The sequence below is a fragment of the Nocardia violaceofusca NBRC 14427 genome, assembly GCF_963869435.1.
Lineage (GTDB): Bacteria > Actinomycetota > Actinomycetes > Mycobacteriales > Mycobacteriaceae > Nocardia > Nocardia aobensis.
Genome location: NZ_CAWMPM010000038.1, coordinates 15,685 through 34,600, shown reverse-complemented (window position 1 = coordinate 34,600; position 18,916 = coordinate 15,685). Strand labels below are relative to the sequence as shown.

Below are 18,916 nucleotides of genomic sequence, written 5' to 3'. Positions count from 1 at the left end.
GCCGACGAAGGGGTAACAGGTGAAGGATCTGGTCGACACCACGGAGATGTATCTCCGTACCATCTACGACCTCGAGGAGGAGGGCGTGGTGCCGTTGCGGGCGCGTATCGCCGAGCGCCTCGAGCAGAGCGGCCCGACGGTGAGTCAGACGGTCGCGCGGATGGAGCGCGACGGTCTGCTGATGGTCGCCGGCGACCGCCACCTCGAACTCACCGACAAGGGCCGCGCGATGGCCGTGGCGGTCATGCGCAAACACCGGCTGGCCGAACGGTTGCTGGTCGACGTGATCGGGCTGGACTGGCAGAACGTGCACGCCGAAGCCTGCCGCTGGGAGCACGTGATGAGCGAGGAGGTGGAACTGCGTCTGCTCGAGGTGCTCAATCACCCCACCACCTCGCCCTACGGCAACCCCATCCCCGGCTTGGACGAACTCGGCGTCAACTCCATCAATTCCGGTGAGGAGACCCTCGTCCGGCTTTCCGATCTGCCGCCCGGCCAGGTGTCGGCGGTCGTGGTGCGCCGGTTGTCGGAGCATATTCAGGCCGATCCGGACGTGATCGGTCAGCTGCGGGAGGCCGGGGTGGTTCCCGATGCCCGCGTGACCGTCGAGACCAAGCCCGGTGTGGTGATCATCTCGGTGCCGGGGCACGTCGGTTTCGAACTGTCCGACGAGATGGCCCACGCCGTCCAGGTCAGGCTGGCCTGACGGATGAAACTTCTGGTAACCGGCGGTGCCGGATATGTCGGCGGAGTCTGCGCCCAGGTACTGGTTCAGGACGGCCACGAGGTCGTGGTGGTCGACGATCTGTCCACCGGCAACGCCGAGGGTGTACCGGCCGGCGCGAAATTCGTCGACGGGGATATCGCGACCACCGGCGTCGAGCTGATCGAATCCGAATCCTTCGATGGCGTCCTGCATTTCGCGGCGCAGTCGCTGGTCGGCGAATCGGTGCAGCAGCCCGAGAAGTACTGGTACGGCAATGTGGTCAAGACGCTGGCGCTGCTGGAGGCGATTCGTCGCACGCAGACCCCGCGGCTGGTGTTCTCCTCGACCGCGGCGGTCTACGGTGAGCCGGAACAGGTTCCGATTCTCGAGTCCGCCCCGCCCCGCCCGACCAACCCCTACGGCGCCTCCAAGCTCGCGATCGACCACGCGATCACCTCGTACGCCGTCGCGCACGGTCTGGCCGCCACGAGTTTGCGGTATTTCAACGTCGCCGGCGCGTACGGAGGGCTCGGCGAGAACCGCGTGGTGGAAACCCATCTCATCCCGCTGATCCTGCAAACGGCTCTCGGACATCGGGATTCGATTTCCGTGTTCGGCACCGATTATCCGACGCCGGACGGCACCGCGGTGCGTGACTACATCCACATCCGTGATCTCGCTCGCGCGCATGTCCTGGCATTGGCGCAGTCGCGGCCCGGCGAACATCGCATCTTCAATCTCGGTAGCGGTACGGGTTTCTCGGTGCGCGAAGTGATCTTGGCCTGTGAGCGCGTCGTGGGCCGGCCGATTCCGGCGGTCGACGCGCCGCGGCGCGCCGGTGATCCGGCGGTGCTGATCGCGTCGAGCGCGAAGGCGATCGACGAGCTCGGCTGGCAGCCCGAACACAACGATCTCGACGAAATCGTCTCCGACGCCTGGGATTTCCTCACCTCGCTCGGTGACCGCGCGCACAGCGCTCGCTGATACGCGCGGCCTCCGGGCCCCTGAGCGGGTCGCTGTCATCGCGACTCCGGCTCGCCGTCATCGGCGATGACGAGGTCGACACCCAGCCCCGCGGCGATATCGCGGCCGCTGACGGCGAGCTTGCGCACATCGTCGGGGCGCATACCGGTGCGTAGCGCCGCGTCCAGCAGTCGTGCGATGCGGTGAGCCGGGTCGGCCCGCAGCGCAGCCTCGAACGCGACACCTGCCAGCGGTCCGTCACCGCGGGTATAGGCGCTGTAGCCGAAGAGGGTGGCCAGCTCGGCCCGGTCCGGGCCGGTGAGACCGCGGCAGGCACGAGACCACAGCGCCTCGGCCGCCGCGGCGTGCGCACCCAGCGCCACCGCGAACAGCGAATCACGCACCGCGGTGTCCCGCACGGCGACGGCCAGATCCGCGAGTTCGCGTGGATCGAGGTCATCGCCCGATTCCACAGTGCTGATCTGCCACAACACCATGTCCAGGGCCGCGCGACTGTAGGAGCGCGGCTCCCCGGCACGCAGTGCGCGCCGGAACCGCTGCCTGGCGGCCTCCGCGGCATTGCCGATCGCGGCGTCGATCTGGAGACGCAGTGGCGTGTTCTCTGCCACCGCGGCGGTGAGCTCGGTGCGCGAGCCCCGGATGGGGCGGCCGTCGAGAACCTGCGCGAGCGCGACCGGTGAGGCCGCCGGATCCGCTTGTATACCGGCACTGCCGGTATCGAGCACGCTCCACCAGTCGGCGCCCGGGGTGATCTCGCCCACGGCCCATGCCTCCGCGAGAAGCACATCCTGGCTCCGCAGCGCACCGTCGAGCACCCGCACGAGATCGCGATGGCGGGCCGCACGCCGCCCGGCCCGCCCCGCCCGCGGCGCCGTCGCACGATCGTCGACGATCAGCGCCACCACACCGACGGCTTGCTCCTGCCCGCAGATGCCGGCCAGTTGCGCGGCCAGCCGCACCCACGCCCCGCATCCCGCCACATCGAGATCGTGCCGGGCCACCGCGCCGAGATAGACCGCGCCCGGATACTTCTGCGACCGCAGCAGCAGGCACACCACCAGCGAACGCTGCGGGCGAAACCCCAACAGCGCGGGCACGGCCGCGATGAATTCCGCCGGTTCGCTCATCGTCAACGCGGTCGCCGCCCACAGCTGTTCGGCGCCGCCCGCCCGGACGCGGCGCCCCTCCTCGCCGCCGCCTCGCTCACGAGACATGTCACCGTCGCCCGTGCCGGGCGGATCCGATTCGGCCTCGCCCGCGAGGCCGTGCGCCGTGCCGGACGGTGCCGAGGCCGATGCCGGACCGGCGAACGTTGTGTCGGCCTCGCTCGCCGCGAGTTCCGGCGGCGTATCACGCTGCGGGGGTGCCGGTTTCGCCGTATCACCACCGTCATCCACCATCTCGTCCTCGTCGCGCGGAGGACCGTATTCCTCGGCACCGCTGTCGTTTCCGCGGCAATCGGCGCGCGGTCGCCCCATCCGGCCGACCTCACTGCGCACGCAGCGCTCCGGCGTCATCGAGTCGCCACCGCGGGCACTGTGCTCGGCACCGACGCATTCGTGCACGGTGACGCACGCGGCGCCGGCACACCGGCCCTGCGGCGCCTCCGCGCGCACACTCCCCCGAATATCGCCGCATCGCAGCGGAACTCGACCCGCCCCGGCCGCCGCGCCTGCCATACCGCCCGCCGCGCGGGCGACGCCCCCACGCGACCGGCACATCCGGTTCGCGCATCCGGCGACTCGCGAAGGAAGTGACCAAGCGGCGACAGCCTCGTGATCGGTAGCCGCTTCGGCCTCCGCGGCCTTGCCCGGATGAGCCGCGGTCTCCGGTCCGCTGTCCCGGCCCGGCATGCCCTCTCGCACCGTCGATTCGGGCCGGGTTCTGGGGCCCGGCGCGGTTCGGGGTATGTCCGTCTCCGCCGAGGCCACGCTCGTTGTCTGCGGAACCGCGCTCGACGGCGAAGGGCCCTGCGCCGCATCGTGGCTATCGGTGCTGGGCCGGCTGGGGTCGGTGTGTGTGGTCATGGCGTCCACACTGCCCGTACGCCACTGCCGAGCCGGCGGGCTGAGCTGGGCTTTTATTTGGTCTGGGGAGCCGGTCGAAAACTGGGGATCGCGGTACCGACACGCGGTGCGACCGAGCGGGGATGTCGGGGCCTGCTGTTACGGTTGCGCCGGGGAGAGCACAGTCGCCGACGGCCTCAGCGGGTACGGACCTTGGCGACCGCCGCCGTGAAGACCTGGTCCAGGCCGGTCGTATCCGGCGCGGCGGCACCGAAAGTCATTGCCGTGGTTTCGATTCGGATGTCGCCGATCTGCGCGAGCAGGGTCCGCAGCGCCGGATCGGCGGAACTGCCGGGCGGCGAGCCGGTCACCGTCCGACCGAAGGCCACGGTGTCGTCGGCGTCGACCGGCGGGGGCGGTAGCAGCCGGGTGGTGATCGTGCGATCTATCGCGCCGTGCCGAGCGTGCGCCGTCGTGCAGCGGGAAAGCTGGTCTCCCAGCGAGGACAACGGCTCGTCGGTACGGCTCAGCACGACGGTGATCGTCGCTCGGGTCCGGTCGTCGGTCCCGACCGTCGCCGCGGTCCCGGTGGGATCGGGCGGGGCGGGTGCGCAGTCGGGCGGATCGATCTGTGCCCCCGGCGGAATCGCGGTGAGATCCGCGGCCGCCGCCGCGGCGCGATCACCGGAGGCGACGACGGTCGTATATCCCGCCGGGAATCGGTCCTGGCCCGGCAGCATCGCTGTGAGATCGCCGTCGATATGCCGGGTGACCACACTCTGGCGCATCGCGGTCGGATGCCCGGACACCGTGGAACCGCACGCGGCGAGCAGACAACTCAAGGCCGCGTACCCGACGGTGTGGCCGAACCCGCGGCGCCTCCGCGAGGCCGGCGGATTCGGGACGCTCACTCCCCCACTATGGCCGATGCCGTCGCCCCCGCGGATCTGCCACGCCGACCTGGCGGGAATACCGGCCGCGGATCCGGAGTTGTGTTCTCCGGTAGGGCATGAGCGTGGCCTACCTCCGCCGGGTACGCTCCGCGACCGCTACTCTGCGGGGGTTACATCCCCCGGTGGACCGGCGGTTTCCGTCGGATGTCACCGCCCGCACGCCGACCGGTACGCGACACCCCCGCGCGTACCCTGGACGGTGGCGAGGTGGCGAGATCCGGCACCGGACCACTACTGAAAAACGACTGAGGCGGACAGGGCTTGACCAGGGAGTTTGGCAAATGAGCAGTATGTACGAGCTGGAGTTCCCCGCTCCGCAGCTGTCCTCGGCCGACGGCGAGGGTCCGGTGCTGGTGCACGGCCTGGAAGGTTTCACCGACGCGGGCCACGCGGTACGGCTGGCAACGACCCATCTGCGCGAAAGCCTCGAATCCGAGCTCGTCGCCTCGTTCGACGTCGATGAATTGCTCGACTATCGCTCGCGGCGTCCGCTGATGACCTTCAAGACCGACCATTTCTCGGACTACGCCGATCCGGAACTGAACCTGTGGGCGCTGCGCGACACCGCCGGCACCCCGTTCCTGCTGCTGTCCGGCATCGAACCGGACCTGCGCTGGGAGAAGTTCGTGACGGCCGTGCGCCTGCTGGCCGAACAGCTCGGCGTGCGCCGCAGCATCGGCCTGAGCGCCATCCCGATGGCGATTCCGCACACCAGGCCGCTGGGTATCACCGCCCACGCCAGCGACCGCGATCTGATCGGTGAACATCAGCGCTGGCCCGGCGAGCTGCAGGTTCCGGGCAGCGCGTCGTCGCTGCTGGAGTACCGCATGGGACAGCACGGCCACGAATCCATCGGTTTCTCGGTGCACGTCCCGCACTATCTGGCGCAGACCGCCTATCCGGAGGCCGCGCAGACGCTGCTGGAGAACGTCGCCGACAACGCGGGCCTGGAACTTCCGCTGGCGGCGCTCGGTGAGGCCGCGGCCCGCGTACGCGAACAGGTCAACGAGCACATCGCCGGAAACGCCGAGGTGGAGACGGTCGTCCAGGCGCTCGAGCGTCAGTACGACAGCTTCGTCACCGCGCAGGAGCGCCGCTCCAGCCTGCTCGCCGGAGAGGCCGACCTGCCGACCGGTGAGGAACTGGGCGCGGAGTTCGAGCGCTTCCTCGCCGAGCAGACCGAATTCGGCGACGGCGACGAGCCCCGGGACTGACCCGCACCACATCGCCCGGCGCGCACGGTTCACCGCCGTCCCGCCGGGCGATGCGGTACCCGCGACGGTTCGTCGGTAACGTGGACGCACGTGCAGCTGTCCGAACTGGTTCCCGACCGTGCCGTGCCCGACGTGGATGCCGACTGGCTGTACGAAACCTTCGCCGAATGGACCTCCGCCCAGGGGCTGACGCTGTATCCGGCGCAGGAAGAGGCGCTGATCGAGCTGATGACCGGCGCGAACGTCATCCTCGCCACACCCACCGGCTCGGGAAAATCGATGGTCGCCGTCGGCGCGCACTTCGCCGCGCTGAACCGGGGTGAGCGCAGCTACTACACCGCGCCGATCAAGGCACTGGTCAGCGAGAAGTTCTTCGCGCTGTGCGAGGTGTTCGGCGCCGACAAGGTCGGGATGGTCACCGGCGACGCCGCGGTGAATCCGACGGCCCCCATCATCTGCGCCACCGCCGAGATCCTCGCGAATCTCGCGCTGCGGGAGGGCGCGGACGCCGATATCGGCCAGGTGGTGATGGACGAATTCCATTTCTACGCCGATCCCGATCGCGGCTGGGCCTGGCAGGTCCCGCTGCTGGAACTGCCACGCGCCCAATTCCTGTTGATGTCGGCCACTTTGGGTGAGGTGGACCATTTCGCGCGGGATCTGGAACGGCGCACCGGACGCTCCACCGCCATCGTCACCGGATCGGAGCGCCCGGTGCCGCTGCTGTTCTCGTATGTCCGCACCCCCATCACGGAAACCCTGGAAGACCTGGTGACCACCAGCCAGGCCCCGGTCTACGTGGTGCACTTCACCCAGGCCGCCGCGCTGGAGCGCGCCCAGGCGCTGACGAGTGTGAACTTCGCGTCGAAGGCGGAGAAGGACGCGATCGCCCAGGCGCTGGGCGGTTTCCGGTTCGCGACCGGATTCGGCAAGACACTGTCGCGGCTGATCCGCCACGGGATCGGCGTCCATCACGCCGGGATGTTGCCGAAGTATCGGCGTCTGGTGGAGCGGCTGGCCCAGGACGGTCTGCTGAAGGTCGTCTGCGGCACCGACACCCTCGGCGTGGGCATCAACGTGCCGATCCGCACGGTGCTGCTCACCGGATTGACGAAATTCGACGGGGTGCGCACGCGGCGGTTGAAGGCGCGCGAATTCCATCAGATCGCGGGCCGGGCCGGGCGCGCCGGATACGACACCGTCGGCACGGTGGTGGTCCAGGCTCCCGAGCACGAGGTGGAGAACGCCAGACTGGTCGCCAAGGCCGGCGACGATCCGAAGAAGCTGCGCAAAATCCAGCGGCGTAAACCGCCGGAGGGTTTCGTATCCTGGTCCGAGGACACCTTCGACCGGCTCGTCGCCGCGCAGCCCGAACCCATGGTGTCACGATTCCGGGTCACCAATTCGATGCTGCTCAATGTCATCGCCCGGCCCGGCAACTGCTTCGACGCGATGCGTCACCTACTCGAGGACAATCACGAACCCCGGCCTGCGCAGCGCAAACACATTCTGAAGGCGATCCGGCTCTACCGGGCGCTGCGCGACGCGGGAGTGGTCCAGCAACTCGACGAACCGGATGCCACCGGCCGGCGGGCGCGGCTCACCGTCGACCTGCAGCGCGACTTCGCGCTCGACCAGCCGCTGTCGCCGTTCGCGCTGGCAGCGCTGGAGCTGCTTGACAAGTCGGCTCCCAGCTACACACTGGATGTGGTGTCGATCATCGAATCCACACTGGAGGATCCGCGCCAGTTGCTGCTCGCCCAGCAGCACCGGGCGCGGGGTGCGGCGATCGCCGAGATGAAGGCCGACGGCATCGAATACGACGAGCGCATGGAGCTGATCGAGGAGATCACCTGGCCGAAGCCGCTGGCCGAGCTGATCGAACCGGCCTTCGAAACCTATCGCGGCGGCCATCCGTGGGTCTCGGAATTCAGCCCCTCCCCCAAGGCCGTGGTGCGCGAAATGATCGAGCGCTCACTGACTTTCGCCGAACTGATCTCCCAGTACGAGCTGGCGCGCTCGGAGGGGCTGGTGCTGCGCTATCTCGCCGACGCCTACCGCGCACTGCGCCGGACCGTCCCCGAGTCGGCGCGCACCGAGGAACTCGAGGACATCACCGAATGGCTGGGTGAGCTTGTCCGCCAAGTCGATTCGAGCCTGCTCGACGAATGGGAACAACTCACCAATCCGGGCGCCGAGACCGACGACGACCAACTCGCCTTCGGCGCCGACACCGTGCGGCCGATCACCGCGAACGAACGCGCGTTCCGGGTCATGGTGCGCAACAGCATGTTTCGGCGGGTCGAGCTGGCCGCCCGGCAGCGCTGGGACGAACTCGGCGAATTCGACGACGGTCCGGACTGGGCCGACGATCTGGCCCCGTACTTCGACGAATACGGTGCGATCGGCACCGGCCCGGACGCGCGCGGCCCGGCGCTGTTCGCCGTCGAGACCCGACCGGGCTTCTGGCGGGTGCGCCAGATACTCGACGATCCGGCCGGTGATCACGGCTGGGCGCTCGAGGCCGTCGTTGATCTGGCCGAATCCGATGCCGCCGGCGAGGTGGTCTTCGACGAGATGACGGTGCGGGCCGGATGAGCACGATCGTCCTCGACCTCCGCCGCGATCCCGCCACGACGCTCGTACGCCGCCGAAAACCCGGTGCCGACGCGCTGATCTGATCCGGCCACCGTCCCCGGTGCGGGCCGCGCTCACCCGAGCGTGATCAAGCCGACCCTCGTTCCGGTTCGTTTCCCGTGCCCTCGCGCTGATACTCTCTCGCTCGCTGCCTGCAGCGGGAGGCTGCCCAGAAGAAAGAGAGTTCCCTTAGATTGACCGGTACAAACGCGCCCGAGTCGCCCTGTCTCGTCATCGACCTCGATCGGGTGCGCGGCAACTTCCACGCTTTCCGTGCGGCCTTCCCGTCGGCACGAATTCGCTTCGCTGTCAAAGCATCTCCGATGCCGGAGATCATCCGGCTGCTCGATTCCGAGGGCGCCGAATTCGACGTCGCCAGTATCGGCGAGATCGAGATGTGTGTGGCGCTGGGCGTCGACCCGGCAGCGCTCTGCTACGGCAACCCGATCAAGAAGGCCGCCCACATCGCCGCCGCCTACGCCGCGGGTGTCCGCCGGTTCGCCTTCGACACCGAGGACGACCTGGAGCGGATCGCCGAACTCGCGCCGGGCTCGGAGGTGGAGTGCCGGTTCCTGGCCTCGGCGCCGCAGTCGCAGACCCCGTTCGGCACCAAATTCGGCTGCGCGCCCGGTGAGGCGGTGCGACTGCTGGTGCGCGCCCGCGACCTGGGCCTGCAGGTGGCCGGCCCCTATTTCCACGTGGGCTCCCAGCAGCTGGATCCGGTGGCGTGGCAGATCGGCATCGAACAGGCCGCGGCCATCACGGAAGCGCTGGCGGTCAAGGACATCCCGGTGGCGTCGGTGAATATCGGTGGGGGCCTGCCGATTTCGTACGCCGATCCGGCGCCGGAGCTGTCCGAACTGAGTGTCGTGATCGCCGAGTCGGCGACGCGGCACCTTCCCGAGCACACCGACCTGGTGGTGGAACCCGGCCGCGCCCTGGTGGGCAATGCCGGCGTGATCCACGCCGAGGTCGTGAACGTGCGCACCGCGCCGGACGGGCGGCGCTGGGTGTATCTCGACATCGGCCGCTACAACGGTATGGCCGAGACCGAGAACGAGTACATCGCCTACCGGATCGAAACCGACCGCGACGGTGACCCCGTCGACGAGGCGGTGATCGCGGGCCCGACCTGCGACGGAGACGATGTACTGTATCAACGCACGCGAGTCCTTCTGCCGACCACGCTGCGAGCCGGTGATCCCGTTCGGATCCTCGATACCGGCGCTTATACGGCGAGCTATTCGTCGGTGTCCTTCAACGGTTTTCCGCCTTTGACTGTGCATGTCATCGGCGCTGAGCGAGAGTGAGTTTGCCCATGACGGCAGAATTCACCGGCTGGCACGTGCTGGCCGAGTTCGGTGGTGTCGACGTAGCCCTCTGCGACGATCTCGAACGACTCGAAACAGCGCTTCGACAATCGTTGCTCGCCGCGGGAGTGACGATCTGCGAGGTGGTGCACAAGAAGTTCGAGCCCCACGGCGTGACGGTGCTGGCGCTGCTGTCGGAATCGCACGCGTCGATCCACACCTATCCGGAATCCGGCGACATCTTCGTCGACGTGTTCACCTGCGGCAGCATCGGCGCCGGCGCCACCAAGGCGGTCGAGTTGCTGCAGGATGCGCTGCAGCCGGAATCGGTGCACATGGAGGTCGTGCAGCGCGGGCATCAGGCACGCCGGGTGCACGAGCCGGTCGGAGCGGGCCTCACGCGCGTATGGGATCTGTCGGACGTGATCGTCGATGCGCGGACTCCGTTCCAGCACATGGTGATCGCGCGCACCGCGCAGGGTGTGTCGCTGTTCTCCGACGACGACCGGCAGTCCACCGAGTTCTCCCAGCTGACCTATCACGAGGCGATGCTGGTCCCGGCCTACGCGCTGGCGGCCAAGCTCGACAACGTGCTCATCATCGGTTCCGGCGAGGGTGTGGCCAGCCAGATGTCGGAGGCCGCGGGCGCGACCCGGGTCGACCACGTCGATATCGACCGGATGGAGGTCGAGCTGTGCGCCCGGCATCTGCCCTACGGATACACTCCGGCCGATCTGGAGGCCGCGGTCGGTGGTGACGGCGCGATCCGGATGCATTACGCCGACGGCTGGGATTTCCTGGCCGAGGCCGAATCCGCCGGTGTGCGCTACGACGTGATCGTCATCGATCTGCCCGACGAGCGGGTCGAGGACGCCCAGCACAACCGCCTCTACGAGGAGGAGTTCCTTACCCGATGTAAGGCGTTGCTGGCCGAGGGCGGCGTGCTGGCCGCTCAGGCCGGGTGCCCGACGATGTGGCGCAACGAGACGCTGAAGCGTTCGTGGCAGCGGTTCACCGATCTGTTCGACACTGTGGTGCCCTACGGCAGCGACGAGCACGAGTGGACGTTCCTGTTCGGTGTCGCCGAGCGCATCGACGACCCGGTCGCGGTGATGTGCGAGAAGCTGCCGAAGCTGCCCTACCGCGCGGAGACGGTCGACGAACGCGCGCTGGTGCGCGGCGCCATCGAACCGTACGCACTGCGGGAGATCGCCGCTCGAGCCTGACAGGGGCGGCATTCGCAGCACGGGATCCCTTGCGCGGCAACTGAATACGAGGAGGACTGCCCGGGACAACCGTCCCGGGCGGTCCGCGTATGGGTAACCGGTGCCACCGAATCGGCCGCGCAGCCCCAGCATCTCGCGGGCAGTGGCCGTTCACCGAGGCTCAGGCGCGCTCCTGTCGCCACTGGGCCGTGCGCTCGACGTAGCGGTCGAGGTGGTGGGCGACGAACACTTCGGGCAGCCAGTCGTTGCCCGTGACCGCCGACGACCAGACGAAGGTCCGCACGGGCTCCTCGCATCCGATGAGCTCGATCGGGCGCAGATCGTATTCCGGATCCTCGAAGGCTTCGATGATCCGCCAGTCGGCCGCGGTCAGCCCGCGCAGGACCAGCCCGCCCGCCATCCGCCCGGGCTCGGCCACCAGTCCCGGATAGAGCCGCTGTGGCAGCGCCGCCACCCGCCAGCCCCGCGCGACCGCGACGTCCATATCGGGAGTGCGGCCCAGCAGTACCTCGAGCACGGGGCCGAATTGCAGAGTGCCGTAGGCGAACAGGTCCGGACCGGGGTCGTCGGGGCGCGCTCGGCGTTGCGGCGCGGACTTCTTCGCCGCGGTCATCGGATCACCCGCCCGGCATCTCCGGCGCCGCTTTCCGCGCGCCTATCCGTCGTTACGTCGAACCATCCATTCCTGCTCGCACACCCGTTTCGCATCCCTCCACTGTGCCGAATGGGCCGGCGACGCCTCACACCGGGTAAACGTGACCTACATCACAGATCGCGTCGCCGCTGGTCGCAGGTTGCCGAGAAATCGCCAACCCGGAAAAATCGGGATTTCGCGGAATGCACGCATTGGCTCTCGCAGGACTAACCGACGGGCCGTACCGAATTCCCGGTGACCCGGGCGAACAGGTCCGCGTCGTGGGAGTTGACGATGGTGATCGCATTGCCGTGCGCGCGGCCCAGTTCCACCAGCCGCCGGCGGTTCTCCAGATACGCGCCGCGCACGATCGAGCCCAGCTCGAACGACCACCAGAACAGCGGCGTCTTGGGCCCGGCCGGGTCGATCTCGCTCGCGACGTAGAACGCGTCACCGGCGTGCAGCAGCCAGCCCGACCCCGTGTCGACGGCGACCCCGACGTGCCCGCGCGTATGGCCGGGCAACGGGACGACCAGGATTTCCGGCGGCAGTCCCGGCAGGTCGCGTACCGCGCGGAAACCGAACCACTCGTCGGTGCCGTCGAGTTCGTTGACCATCCAGCGCGGGCCGTGCGACCACTGGGCCGCGCGGTAGCGCAGCCGCTCCGACAGCGTCCGGCCGGCGGTCGCCGCCCGAAATTCGGGGCCGTGCACGTGAATCGTGGCCTCGGGAAAGTCCGCCACACCCGCGGCGTGGTCGAGATCGAGATGGGTGAGGATGATGTGGCGCACATCGGCGGGGTCGTAGCCCAGCGCCTGGATCTGCCGGATCGCGGTGTGATGCTCGGCGGGCCGGATGCCCAGCAGGAAGCGGCCGGGGCCGACGAAGCGGCCGGGTTCGCGCACGCTGTCGAGCCCGAATCCGGTATCCACCAGCACCAACCCGGTCCTGGTCTCGATGAGCAGGCAGTGGTCCACCATGCCCATGGCCATGGTGCCGCAGTTGAGGTGATGAATCCGCACGCGACGAGCGTTCCAGACGCTCACCGGCCGGTCAATCGGGATGGGAGAGCATGGAATTTCTCATATCGGGCGTTGTGCCCGAATGATTTCCGCAAGCTGTTCGTAGTCCTCCACGCGCGCGGTCGAACCCCGGAACACCAGGCCGAGGGTGCGCCCCGGCGCCGGCGCCGCGAAACGGGCGATATCCAATGTGCCACGGGAGGTTTCGGCCGCCACGGCCATCTCGGGAATCAGCGTCACCCCGAGCCCTCCGCCCACACACTGCACCACCGTCGTCAGCGAGGCGGCGCGGGTATCGCCGACCGGTCCCGGACGCACGTCCTGCGACCGGCACAGATCCAGCGTCTGGTCCCGCAGGCAGTGTCCCTCGTCGAGCAACAGCAGCGGCAGCTCGTCCAACGCCGCGGGTGCGATGTCGCTCCGCCCGGCCAACGCATGCCCCAGGGGCGTGACCAGCACGAATTCTTCGGTGTAGAGCGGGATTTCGACCATGCCGGTGGCCTCGGACGGCAACGCCATCATCGCGACGTCGAGGACGCCGCTGCGCAATCCGTCGAGCAGCCGCGCGGTCTGATCCTCGATGACGTGCGGCACCAGAGCGGGCAGCCGCCGGCGCAGTTCCGGCAGCAATGTCGGCAGCACATAAGGCGCGACGGTGGGGATGATGCCCATGCGCAGGGTGCCACCGAGGCTGTCGCCGGCCGCGGTGGCGACGAAGCGGTCGGCGGCCTCGAGGGTCGCCATCGCCTGCGGTAGCAGCCTTTTCCCCGCACCGGTCACCAGCACCCGGCGGGTGCTGCGCTCGATCAACTGCAGGCCCAGTCCGTTTTCCAAAGATGCCAGCGCCTGCGATAACGTGGGTTGGCTCACATTCAGGTGAGCCGCGGCGGTCCCGAAGTGGCGATATTCCGCAATCGCCACGAACGCACGCAGCTGTGACAGGGTGGGCTGATAAGTCTGATCAGTCACGCCTATCAGTATAGTGCAACTGATCACCTTTACCTTTTACTGGGTTTTGGGCATGATCGACAGCGAAATGCTTCGACGGTGTCCCGCACAAGGGCGACCCGTCACCCGTGTCCCACTACGACGAAGGAGACAACATGGCTCTGCTGACCATCGGCGACCAGTTCCCCGCCTACAACCTGACGGCGGTCATCGGCGGTGACCTGTCGAAGGTGAACGCGCAGCAGCCCGACGACTACTTCACCCAGGTCTCGAGTGACGACTACGCCGGCAAGTGGCGCATCGTCTTCTTCTGGCCGAAGGACTTCACCTTCGTGTGCCCGACCGAGATCGCCGCCTTCGGCAAGCTGAACGAGGAGTTCGCCGACCGCGACGCCCAGGTCCTGGGTGTGTCGGTCGACAACGAGTTCGTGCACTTCCAGTGGCGCGCCCAGCACGAGGACCTCAAGACCCTCCCCTTCCCGATGCTGAGCGACCTCAAGCGGGAGCTCGTCACCGCGACCGGCGTGCTGAACGCCGACGGTGTCGCCGACCGCGCGACCTTCATCGTCGACCCGAACAACGAGGTCCAGTTCGTCTCCGTGACCGCCGGGTCGGTCGGCCGCAACGTCGACGAGGTGCTGCGCGTGCTCGACGCCCTGCAGTCCGACGAGCTGTGCGCCTGCAACTGGAAGAAGGGCGACCCGACCATCGACGCCGGTGAACTGCTGTCCGCGAGCGTCTGATCACCGAAAAGGAAGTGCCTGCCCGTGTCTGTTGAAAACCTGAAGAATTCGCTTCCCGAATACGCCAAGGACCTCAAGCTCAACCTGTCGTCCATCGCGCGGTCGACCGTGCTGAACGAACAGCAGCTGTGGGGCACCCTGCTCGCCGCGGCGGCCGCCACCCGGTCGGCCACCACCCTGCGCGAGATCGGCGAGGAGGCCGCCGACACCCTGTCCGCGGAGGCCTACAACGCGGCACTGGGCGCGGCCTCGATCATGGGTATGAACAACGTGTTCTACCGGGGCCGGGCGTTCCTCGAGGGTCGATACGACGACCTGCGGGCCGGACTGCGCATGCAGATCATCGGCAATCCGGGCGTCGACAAGGCCGATTTCGAGCTGTGGTCGTTCGCAGTGTCGTCGATCAACGGCTGCCAGCACTGCCTGGAAGCGCACGAGCACACTCTGCGCGAGGCCGGTGTGTCACGTGAGGTGATCTTCGAGGCGCTGCGTGTCGCCGCGATCGTCGCCGGCGTCGGCCAGGCCGTACAGGCCAGCGAGACACTGGCCGCCGCCGCGGTCTGATACTCGAAACGCGTCTCTCACGATGCCCCGTCCCGTCCATCGGGACGGGGCATCGTGTGCGTTGCTACGGGTACGCTGGGGCAGCATGAGCCAATGGGAAAGCGACGGCACGCAGGTCGAGGTGGTTCGGGTCTTCACCGACGTCACCGGCCGGCTCGGCAACCCACTGGGCATCGTGCGCGCGGACGCGGTGACCGAGGTCGATCACCAATTACTGGCGGCCCGAGTCGGTCACAGCGAAACGGTGGTCCTCGACGATCCGGTATCCGGCCGCACCCGGATGCGCATCTACACCCCGGCGCGGGAACTGCCGTTCGCAGGACATCCGACGGTCGGCGCGGCGTGGTGGCTGGCCGATCAGGGGCATCCCGTGAAGATCATCGACGTCCCCGCCGGTCCCGTCGAAATCCAGATGCTCGACGACGGACTGGTCTGGATTCGCGCCCGCGCCGAGTGGGCACCCGAATTCACGTTCGACGAATTCTCCGATGCCGCCTTCCTCGACACGGTCGATCCACGCCACTTCACCGACGGCCAGCACTACGTGTGGGCCTGGACGAACGAGGCACGCGGTGCCGTGCACGCGCGAATGTTCGCTCCCGCCTTGGGAATCGCCGAGGACGAGGCGACGGGCGCGGCCGCGATCGCACTCACCGCGAAGCTGCGCCGCAGCCTGATCGTCACCCAGGGCGCGGGCTCGCAACTGTTCACCGAATGGGATTCCGACGGCTGGGTGCGCCTGGGCGGGCGCGTCGTGGCCGACCACCCCATACTCCTCTGAGGAGACTGACTCAGGCGACGGCGGCGATCAACATGTACGCGGTCCCGAGGTCCATCACCACATGCGGAACGACGCCGATCGCGCCCGGTGCGCCGGCCGGATGCGAAATACTGTGCCGTAGTGCGGTTCTCGTCCGCGGGAACAGCAGCAGGAGACCGTCGAGCGCGAACAGGGCTGCCATGATCGCCACGGGCACGGCCGGCGGGCCACCCGCGCCGCGCATCTCCGCATGCCCCATACCGTGGTGATGCCCGGCCATCACCCACAGCATCGCCGCCGCCGCGACCAGGTGGTAGACCACCGCCGGAAGGCGGAATTCGACGCCACCGTCTCCGGATGTCGTCCGCCAGTGCGCGATGCGCACGATCGACAGCACGGCGTACACGACGATCATGGCGATGAGCACCCCGCGAATCGCATCGGGCGCGGCAGCCGCGGGGAACAGCAACATCGCGAGCATGACCAGGCACATCAGGAGATGAGCCGCATCGGATTCGTGCTCGTCGACGCCGATCGGCCACGTCCCCGGCCGTGATCCACCCGATCCTCCCGGTGCCACCGGTGCCACCGGCACCGCCACGTGCCGCACGAGCACGATGCCCGCCGCGGCGACGAACGCCACGATCACGCCCCAGCGCAACACCTCGTGCTCGGTCACGAAAGAGCCCACACCCCACCACCTTCCGACGCGCGGCGTGTCCGCCTTCGCACACCATGCTCGCACGGCGAGGCATCGGGCACTGCTCGTCGGGCGGCCGGGGGCACCGAAGAGGCAGCTGACGGGCAGAGCGCGGACTCAGCCCAGCGCGCGGCCTATCGCCGCCGCCAGCTCGGCGATCTGCTCATCGGTGATGACGAACGCCGGCGAGATCTGCAGCGCGCCCTGCCCGGCCGAGCGAGTGGAAACGCCTTCGGCGCGTAACGCTTTCACCATGGCCGGTCCCTCGGACGGATCGGCGAGCTGGACCCCGGCCACCGCGCCCAGCCCACTGCGCACCTGCGCCACGCGGGGATGTCCGGCCAGCGGCGCTAGGTGTTCGTGCAGCAGCGATTCGATGTTCTTGCTGGCGTCGAGCAGATGTTCGCGTTCGATGATGTCGAGGTTGGCCATCGCGGCGGCGGCCGATCCGGCGTGGCCGCCGTAGGTGTAGCCGTGCCGGAACCACACCCCGCCACCGAAGAACGGTTCGGCCACCCGCGGCGCCACGAAGACCGCGCCCATCGGCAGATAGCCGGAGGTCAGGCCCTTCGCGGTGGTCATCAGATCCGGTTCGAGCCCGAATCGGGTGGAGGCGAACCAGGATCCGCCGATCCGCCCGAATCCGGTGACGACCTCGTCGGCGACGAACAGGATGTCGTTGTCGCGGCAGAGGCGGCGGACCTCGGTGAGATATCCCTCCGGCGGCAGATACACCCCGCCCGCCCCGATGATCGGCTCGCAGAAGAATGCCGCGATGCGGTCGGCGCCCACCTCGTCGATCAGTGCCCGCAGTGCTTGCGCCTGGTCGAATTCGACCGTGCGGGTATCGGCCATCAGCTCGCCGTAGCCCTCGTGATTGACCTCGATGCCGGCCAGCGCCGTTCCGGCGACGTGCATTCCGTGATAGGCCAGCCGGCGGCCGACCAGCAGCGTCTTGTCCGGACGGCCCTGTTGACGCCAGAAGCGGCGGGCGAGTTTCGCGGCGGTGTCGACCGAATCCGACCCACCGGAGGTGAACATGATCTTGCTGCCCGGCACCGGCGCCAGCTCCGACAACCGCTCGGCCAGCCGTTGCGTCACCGGCGCGGTCAGGTCGCCGAAGTTCGAATAGTGTGCCAGCGTGGACAATTGCGCCGCGACCGCATCGGCGATCTCGCGACGGCCGTGACCGACGTTGGTGAACCACAGCCCCGCCGTCGCATCGAGGTAGCGCCGCCCGGCCTCGTCCCAGATGTAGGCGCCCTCACCGCGGGCGACCACGAAGGCGCCGTCGCGCTCCACCGCGCCCATATCCGCGAATCCGTGCCACAGCGCACCCATGCTCGGCTCCTCTTCCCGTCATCCGGTGGCGATGGGCCTACCCGATCGCCTGCGCCGCCAGACTACCCGCGCCGCGCCCGAGCAGGCCCGGTCGTCCGGTCTGCGCAATCCACCGGCAACCGCGCGGTCAGACCGGGACGGGAGCTTCGCGACGGTGGTCCAGCGACCCGAGCCACGCCACCGCGATCGCCAGCAGCGTGATCACCGCGGCCAGCATCACCACCCCGATCAGCAGCGACGGATAGCCCTGCACGCGTGGATCCAGGAACGGGTACGGATACCAGTCGACGATCTCGCCGCGGATCAGGCTGTAGCCGCAGTAGAGGATCGGATAGATCAGCCACCCGCCGATGAGCGCGGCCGAGACCCGCAGCCGCGCCGACACCAGAATCCAGTCGGCGACCACCACGATCGGCAGCACCCGATGCAGTGTGTCGTTGATCCACTTGTCGGTGAGCATCACATCGATGTTCGCCAGCAGCACCGCGTAGATCACCGCGGTGATCAGCAGATACAGCGTGGCCGCGCCGCGCACCACCTGCCAGCGCCGCGCGGCCGGATCCAGCAGGCCGCCGCCCAGCAGAACCAGCACGCCGGCGATATTGGATTCGATGGTGAAGTAGCCGAGGTAGTTACCGAGGGAGAAGGCCGGCGACCCGTGGGCGCGGATCGGGATCCACAGCAGGGCAACAATTCCCAGTACACCGACGGCGATCCGCGGGATCCGGATCCAGATCGGCGTCCCCGCGCGGGCCATCATCGTTCGATCCTCGCATACCGGTCGTCCCGGGAGGCGATTTCACCACCGGCACCAGGGCTGCGGGCAGACGACGACCGCCACCGGCGTCATCCGGTGGCACGGGACGTGCTCCGGGCCTAGGCCGATGCGATCGGTGAGGTGCGCTGCCTCGTCGCGGGCTCCGCCGCCACCGGCCGGCGCAGCGTGTTCGACGCGGCCGACGCGACCGCGTGCACGCCCTCGCGAACCAGTGCGGCAATACCCAGCAGCACCGACACCACGCGGAGTCCACGGACCCACATCGGCGTTCCGGAACCAGCAGTCATGGCCCGATGGTGACATATCCGGCCCCGGCCGGGAACCAAGATCATCCAATAGCAACGATTCGGTTATCTTCACGATTCGGCGTCCCGACCAGCGCGGGAACGG

18 protein-coding genes are annotated in these 18,916 nt (G+C 68.4%); 9 read left to right on the top strand and 9 right to left on the bottom strand.

The genetic code is table 11. The features are described from left to right. Nucleotides 1-19: 19 nt before the first annotated feature. Both AC5592_RS28520 and galE read left to right on the top strand, forming a co-directional pair. Nucleotides 20-706, top strand: a complete 687-nt coding sequence (locus AC5592_RS28520) for an iron-dependent transcriptional repressor DtxR (protein WP_036503122.1) — start codon at nt 20-22, stop codon at nt 704-706. Between the two features lie 3 nt (nt 707-709). Next, nucleotides 710-1,690, top strand: coding sequence for a UDP-glucose 4-epimerase GalE (gene galE, locus AC5592_RS28515; protein ID WP_063066011.1), 981 nt, complete (start codon nt 710-712; stop codon nt 1,688-1,690). Nucleotides 1,691-1,725: 35 nt separating this feature from the next. On the opposite strand, the gene AC5592_RS28510 is transcribed toward galE, so the two are convergent. Beyond that, nucleotides 1,726-3,306, bottom strand: a complete 1,581-nt coding sequence (locus tag AC5592_RS28510) for a DUF4192 family protein (protein ID WP_063066010.1) — start codon at nt 3,304-3,306, stop codon at nt 1,726-1,728. A 587-nt stretch (nt 3,307-3,893) separates the two neighbouring features. After that, nucleotides 3,894-4,607 (bottom strand): DUF5642 family protein, encoded by a 714-nt coding sequence (locus AC5592_RS28505; protein WP_063066009.1) that lies wholly within the window; start codon nt 4,605-4,607, stop codon nt 3,894-3,896. Nucleotides 4,608-4,930: 323 nt separating this feature from the next. On the opposite strand from AC5592_RS28505, the gene AC5592_RS28500 reads away from it, so the two are divergent. The 4 genes from AC5592_RS28500 to speD all read left to right on the top strand — a co-directional run bounded on the left by AC5592_RS28500 (nt 4,931) and on the right by speD (nt 11,036). Next, nucleotides 4,931-5,863, top strand: coding sequence for a PAC2 family protein (locus tag AC5592_RS28500; protein ID WP_036503134.1), 933 nt, complete (start codon nt 4,931-4,933; stop codon nt 5,861-5,863). A gap of 90 nt (nt 5,864-5,953) precedes the next feature. After that, nucleotides 5,954-8,461: a DEAD/DEAH box helicase gene (locus AC5592_RS28495; RefSeq protein ID WP_063066008.1), complete on the top strand. Its 2,508-nt coding sequence runs from the start codon at nt 5,954-5,956 to the stop codon at nt 8,459-8,461. A 287-nt stretch (nt 8,462-8,748) separates the two neighbouring features. Then, entirely contained in the window at nt 8,749-9,810 is a 1,062-nt protein-coding gene (locus AC5592_RS28490; protein ID WP_051024747.1) for a type III PLP-dependent enzyme, read from the top strand. An 8-nt stretch (nt 9,811-9,818) separates the two neighbouring features. Further along, the gene (gene speD / locus AC5592_RS28485; protein ID WP_063066007.1) at nt 9,819-11,036 is read left to right on the top strand and encodes an adenosylmethionine decarboxylase; all 1,218 of its coding nucleotides are present in this window, start codon (nt 9,819-9,821) and stop codon (nt 11,034-11,036) included. Between the two features lie 160 nt (nt 11,037-11,196). Here the strand turns inward: speD and AC5592_RS28480 are convergent, their stop codons facing one another. From AC5592_RS28480 to AC5592_RS28470, 3 genes are all read right to left on the bottom strand, one after another. Continuing rightward, nucleotides 11,197-11,649 (bottom strand): gamma-glutamylcyclotransferase family protein, encoded by a 453-nt coding sequence (locus tag AC5592_RS28480; protein ID WP_051024748.1) that lies wholly within the window; start codon nt 11,647-11,649, stop codon nt 11,197-11,199. Between the two features lie 248 nt (nt 11,650-11,897). After that, nucleotides 11,898-12,692 (bottom strand): MBL fold metallo-hydrolase, encoded by a 795-nt coding sequence (locus AC5592_RS28475; RefSeq protein WP_063066006.1) that lies wholly within the window; start codon nt 12,690-12,692, stop codon nt 11,898-11,900. A 60-nt stretch (nt 12,693-12,752) separates the two neighbouring features. Then, nucleotides 12,753-13,661, bottom strand: coding sequence for a hydrogen peroxide-inducible genes activator (locus AC5592_RS28470; RefSeq protein WP_036503143.1), 909 nt, complete (start codon nt 13,659-13,661; stop codon nt 12,753-12,755). Between the two features lie 134 nt (nt 13,662-13,795). Here AC5592_RS28470 and AC5592_RS28465 point away from each other — a divergent pair, with 134 nt between their 5' ends. From AC5592_RS28465 to AC5592_RS28455, 3 genes are all read left to right on the top strand, one after another. Further along, nucleotides 13,796-14,383 (top strand): peroxiredoxin, encoded by a 588-nt coding sequence (locus AC5592_RS28465; protein ID WP_030517257.1) that lies wholly within the window; start codon nt 13,796-13,798, stop codon nt 14,381-14,383. Between the two features lie 24 nt (nt 14,384-14,407). Beyond that, nucleotides 14,408-14,947: an alkylhydroperoxidase, AhpD family gene (ahpD, locus tag AC5592_RS28460; protein WP_036503144.1), complete on the top strand. Its 540-nt coding sequence runs from the start codon at nt 14,408-14,410 to the stop codon at nt 14,945-14,947. A gap of 85 nt (nt 14,948-15,032) precedes the next feature. Beyond that, nucleotides 15,033-15,728: a PhzF family phenazine biosynthesis protein gene (locus AC5592_RS28455; RefSeq protein WP_063066005.1), complete on the top strand. Its 696-nt coding sequence runs from the start codon at nt 15,033-15,035 to the stop codon at nt 15,726-15,728. A 10-nt stretch (nt 15,729-15,738) separates the two neighbouring features. Here AC5592_RS28455 and AC5592_RS28450 read toward each other — a convergent pair whose 3' ends face one another. From AC5592_RS28450 to AC5592_RS28435, 4 genes are all read right to left on the bottom strand, one after another. Continuing rightward, nucleotides 15,739-16,398 (bottom strand): DUF5134 domain-containing protein, encoded by a 660-nt coding sequence (locus AC5592_RS28450; RefSeq protein WP_063066004.1) that lies wholly within the window; start codon nt 16,396-16,398, stop codon nt 15,739-15,741. Nucleotides 16,399-16,524: 126 nt separating this feature from the next. Continuing rightward, on the bottom strand, nt 16,525-17,748 hold the full coding sequence (locus tag AC5592_RS28445) for an aminotransferase family protein (RefSeq protein ID WP_036503150.1): 1,224 nt from the start codon (nt 17,746-17,748) through the stop codon (nt 16,525-16,527). Between the two features lie 127 nt (nt 17,749-17,875). Next, complete coding sequence (locus AC5592_RS28440; protein ID WP_086007261.1) at nt 17,876-18,508, bottom strand: Pr6Pr family membrane protein; 633 nt, start codon at nt 18,506-18,508, stop codon at nt 17,876-17,878. 116 nt (nt 18,509-18,624) lie between these two features. Then, nucleotides 18,625-18,813: a hypothetical protein gene (locus AC5592_RS28435; protein ID WP_157122289.1), complete on the bottom strand. Its 189-nt coding sequence runs from the start codon at nt 18,811-18,813 to the stop codon at nt 18,625-18,627. Between the last annotated feature and the right edge of the window lie 103 nt (nt 18,814-18,916).